The 4,039-nt window shown below is 69.6% G+C and carries 2 protein-coding genes; one reads left to right on the top strand and one right to left on the bottom strand.

Annotated elements, in window-relative coordinates; genetic code table 11:
• Nucleotides 1-160 precede the first annotated feature (160 nt).
• The gene (locus AB0O11_RS39080; RefSeq protein ID WP_363397328.1) at nt 161-3,781 is read left to right on the top strand and encodes a hypothetical protein; all 3,621 of its coding nucleotides are present in this window, start codon (nt 161-163) and stop codon (nt 3,779-3,781) included.
• 55 nt (nt 3,782-3,836) lie between these two features.
• Here AB0O11_RS39080 and AB0O11_RS39075 read toward each other — a convergent pair whose 3' ends face one another.
• Nucleotides 3,837-3,989, bottom strand: coding sequence for a hypothetical protein (locus AB0O11_RS39075; RefSeq protein WP_363397325.1), 153 nt, complete (start codon nt 3,987-3,989; stop codon nt 3,837-3,839).
• Between the last annotated feature and the right edge of the window lie 50 nt (nt 3,990-4,039).

Raw genomic sequence — 4,039 nt, 5'->3', positions numbered from 1 at the left:
GGACTGGGCGTCGGCTGAGGCTGCTGCGGTGGGTGCGGCGGCTGGTGCTGCGGGTGGTGGGGTGCGGCTGGGGTGGGGTCATCTGCCGGTGGGGGATGTGGGGCGGTTGTTGGCGCATCCGGTGGCGGGGGTCGGGGGTGGTGTGGCGTCGGTGGGGGCGTTGGCGGGGTTCGAGGGCGGGTCGGTCGATGCGAAGGTGTTGGCGGAGGCGATCGCCTCGGGGGCTGTGCTGGGTGTGGTGGGCGGGGGTGTGGATCTGGCGCACCGCGCCGTGATGCACAAGGCCGCCCTGCCGGGCAGCGCCGCGCCGACGGATCCACGGGACGGGGAGCCGTCCGGGGCCCATCTGGACGTGTGGTTCGAGGGGCTGTCGGACGGGCGTCGGAAGGCGTATGCGGGGATGGTGTCGCAGGTGGCGGACGTGCCCATGGTCGACCGGACGTGGCAGGACCGGCGGTTCGTCCGTCGGGCGATGTGGGCGGGGGAGCGGTCGCTGGTCGAGTGGCAGACCCGGCAGGGCCTGGTGCCGACGGTCGGGGGCAAGGGCAAGGCGGTGGATTCGGGCGTCTCCGTGCTGGGGCCGGCGGAGCAGGAGGCCTTCCGGCGGGGAGCGCGCGGGGTCGCGGAGGTGGAGGGCCGCGTGGCTCGCGGCGTGCCCGGAGGCGCGCCCGATCAGTCCGGGTCGGCGTCTGCGGCTCAGGGGCACGCGGGGTCGTCCACCCAAGTAGCCAGGGCCGACGCCGGTGCCGGGGAGCCGGACCATCTGGAGATCCCGCCGTTTCCGGCCGTGCCGGTGCGCGGCACGGTGGCGACGGCCGGGTGGCATGACAACTGGGTGTTGGACCCAGCCGTCCACCCCTTCGGTTCGGTGGTGGAGGTCCACGGGGGGCTGGGCGCCCAGATCCTCCAGGTGCCGAAGATCGGTCACCTGGACGTCAGTTCGGCGGCGCCCGATTCCGTCCTGGTGCCGACCGAGCACGGCTGGCGGATCGCCGATCCGGAGGACGGGGCGGAGGCGTGGGGCGAACTGCTCGCCGAGACCGACTTCGTGACGGTGCAGCTCCCGGTGAGCGTCCCGGGCGACCCGGCCGTGGCCGAGTTGTTCGCGAACACCGTCTCCCTCGTGAAGTCGCACGACGAACTCCTGGTGAAGCTCGTCGTGGCACCACCCGACGCGCCGATGGGGCTCGACCCGTACGGGGAGCTGACCTTGGGCGCCGGAGCCGATTGGATCGGTGGTGAAACCGATCACGCCGGGCGAGTGGTGCTGGGCGACCGGCCGTGGCTCAAGCTGAGTCCGGCCGGGTTCTACACCGTCGGTGGGGAACAGTGGGAGGCCTCCTGGCGAGCACTGGACCAGGGGCAGCCTGCTGAGGCCTTCGCGGTTCCCGTCCTCGTGGCGCCGGACGGAAAGATGTTCGTGGCGGACAAGGTTGACAGCTACGATCAGCTCGCCTCCCCCGGCCAGATCAAGGACCTGCTCAAGACGGCGAAGGTCGGGCCGGATCGCTTCGTGCAGTTGCTCCCGGAGCCCCTGGAGAACAGCTCGGCCATGGTGTCCGACGAACTGCTGGATCAGTGGGCGCTGGCTCTCGGGAGGCCCGTCGTGGCCCCGGTGGCGGACTCGATCTGGGACCCACTGGCCGTCGTCGAGCAACGGGTGGTGCGGGTACTGGACGCCGACGGGACGTCTCCCGGCAGATGGCGGTTGGCCACGCCGCCTGGGCATCCGTACGAGGGCATGTTCGTGGGCTCCGACGAGCACGGTCGCGTCGTTTGGCCTCCGTGCCCGCTGCCACCGCCGGACCCTTGGAAGCACGTCTGGGACCGGACGACCTCGGAGGTGCTCGCCGGCGCCGTCCACGGCATCCTGGTGGACTGGGGGAGGAGAACGCACCCGGACTCCCCTCCGCTTGAGGATGTGTCTCCCACTGGCGTCCGCACCAGGCTGATCCAGCGTTTCGCCGGGCGGGCCCGCGACCGTGATCCGCTGACCCTCGCGAGCACCGAGCTGCTCAAGGAGTTCGGCGTCTCGCAGGAATCCGTCACCACGGCGAAACGGCATGCCTGGCAGGAGATGATCGACGAGGGTGACCGGCTGTTCGAGCCCGAGCTTCCGAGACGGGAGGAATTGCTCGAACGGCATCGGCGGGACGCCATGGCCACGTTCCTGGGACTGGACGGGGAAACGCTGACCCGGCTGGAGAACGCGGCAGCCGGTGAGCTGGCCGGAACCCTGAACGAGAGGGCTCCGCAGCTGTTCGATGACGTGCTTGAGGAACTGCACGGAATCGTGACCAACACCGGTCTGGCTCCGTCGTGGTTCGCCGATGCGCGGGACTACTTGGAGCCGGAATCGGAGAGCGGCGCTGCACTGCTTCGGTTGTATGACCTGTATGACCGACATGGTATCGATGGGCTGAGGGAACTGCACAGCAGATTGCGGCACCTCCTCGGAATCGAGCACTGGCGGGATCGATGGCCGCACGGGCAGCCGGTGGGTGGCGCGAAGCTGGAGTCCTTCCTGACCCACTCCTCGACGTTGGGCAGGTACGACGCGCAGCTGATCATGTTCCAACCACGTGGAGCCGCATCGGCGAGGACGGTCTTCGCCAGGTTTCACACCGGGCCTCGCAGCGACTACAAGGTGGAGGAGACGACGCCGACGTTCGCGACGTCGCGCCGGTACTATCCGGCGCCGTGGAAGGGTGAGCCGGTCGTGCTCGTGTCGGGCCACGGACACCCCGGGATCGTGAAGATCGATGTCCACCCGTGGCGGCAGTTCGACGAGTCGGAGGAGATGGTGATTGCCGGGGACCACCTTGCGGATCTGGTGATCGCAGACAAGGGGTTCCAGGAGATGTATGCGAGGTTCGGTCCTCGGCTGAAGGTGGTGCTGAGCCAGTGCTACGCCGGTCGTACCCTGGCCAACGGCCTTTGGTGGAGGGGTTCTTCAGGACTGGCCAAGCTTCGCTTCCGGGCACTCCGGACAGCCTCCGAGTTTGCTGACAGGCTGCGTGACGAGCACGGGCTGTCCTTGACGGTCTTCGCAAGTCCGTTCCGGATGGGCGGCACTCCCATGGGCACTTTGACCGTCACGGTCCCTCCCGGGCTCCGCGACCGCCCCGACACCCACTGGGTTGCTCATGGCGCGGGGTCCGCGGCGCAGCCGGTCACGAGCGGCGGCATCGAGCGCACGCAGCGGCCGGGCAGCTCGGAGACCGGTGCCGTCGTCGAGCTCCCGGACGGAGACTGGCGCAAGCCGTACGTAGTCGGCAATCACAGGGAGATCGCGATTGCGGACGACCAGCAACACGCCGTCAGCCACGCATTGGCGGAGGTGCTTCCGGATTCGGTGATGGGAACCCTGCCCAGGACGGCGGAAACGGTGCGACAGATCGTCGCCACCGAGCTCAGCGAGAACTTCGAGCAGTACGACGACGGCAAGCGGGGCGGCCTCCCCCGGGACGCGGACTTCTGGGCAGCCGTGGTCCTGGGCCAGTGGACGGACGCGGTCGAACGGGCGGTGCCACAGGTACTGGCGGAGACGGACGGGCTCAGCTTCCTCGTCCTCGACGAGCAGCCGGGGTCGGTCACCCTGATTACGCGTCAGGGCAGTTCGCGGATGTCGTTGAACGAGTACCTCAACTCGCGTGCCCCGGGAGTCCCGGAGCCGTTGGTCATGGTGGAGAGCCGACTCGGGCCCCTCGCCGTCCGGCCCGTGACGACTGCGGCGCCGCAGACGCTTCCCGTCACGGCGATCCCGGCCGGAACGTCCTGAGAGCGGCCCCGAGAATGGCCGAGGGCCGGTCGGCCCTCCGCCGGGCCATCGGGCCTCACAGCAGGACGGTCTGCTCCAGCGGGCCCGCGCCCTGGAAGGTGGCGTAGCGGACGCTGCGGCGGCGGGGACGTGCCTTGGTGCCGACCAGTTCGCTGGAGGCGGAGAAGGCGGCCCTGCAGAACTCGATGAACAACGGCCGCGGCGGCATGCCGATGGCCTGCGGCGGACAGTCGTGTTTGCCGATCTACCGTTGGTTGC

It is taken from the genome of Kitasatospora sp. NPDC093102, from assembly GCF_040683915.1.
Classification (GTDB): Bacteria; Actinomycetota; Actinomycetes; order Streptomycetales; family Streptomycetaceae; genus Kitasatospora.
This window is presented reverse-complemented; position numbering and strand designations above follow the sequence as displayed.